This window comes from Corynebacterium sp. UMB6689, from assembly GCF_030215295.1.
Classification (GTDB): Bacteria; Actinomycetota; Actinomycetes; order Mycobacteriales; family Mycobacteriaceae; genus Corynebacterium; species Corynebacterium aurimucosum.
This window is the reverse complement of sequence record NZ_JASOLS010000274.1, coordinates 1-239: the sequence shown is the minus strand read 5'-3', so window position 1 is coordinate 239 and position 239 is coordinate 1. Positions and strand designations below refer to the sequence as shown.

At 60.7% G+C, this 239-nt stretch carries 1 protein-coding gene; it reads right to left on the bottom strand.

What is annotated here, in order from left to right; translation table 11 throughout:
• Nucleotides 1-239, bottom strand: a 239-nt coding sequence (locus QP363_RS13495) for a hypothetical protein (RefSeq protein WP_284764870.1), incomplete at both ends; no start/stop codon positions are given.

The following is a 239-nucleotide window of genomic DNA, read 5'->3' as shown; positions in this document are numbered from 1 at the left end:
GGGACCCGCGGTCAGAACGATTTCGTCAACCTCTTCGGTGAGGGGAAGGCGAGTCAGATCGATCGTGCCACCGTCCGCGCGCGGGGCCTTGGCAAGGTCGCTGAAACGCGCACCACGTTCAAGAACCGTCGTTCCCGAGTCGGCTGGGAAAGCCCAGAACCCATCGGCTTCGCCGAGCTCGATGTGAGCATCTCCGGTGTTCTTAGGAAGACGGAAGATGGGATGTAGACCAAGTGGTA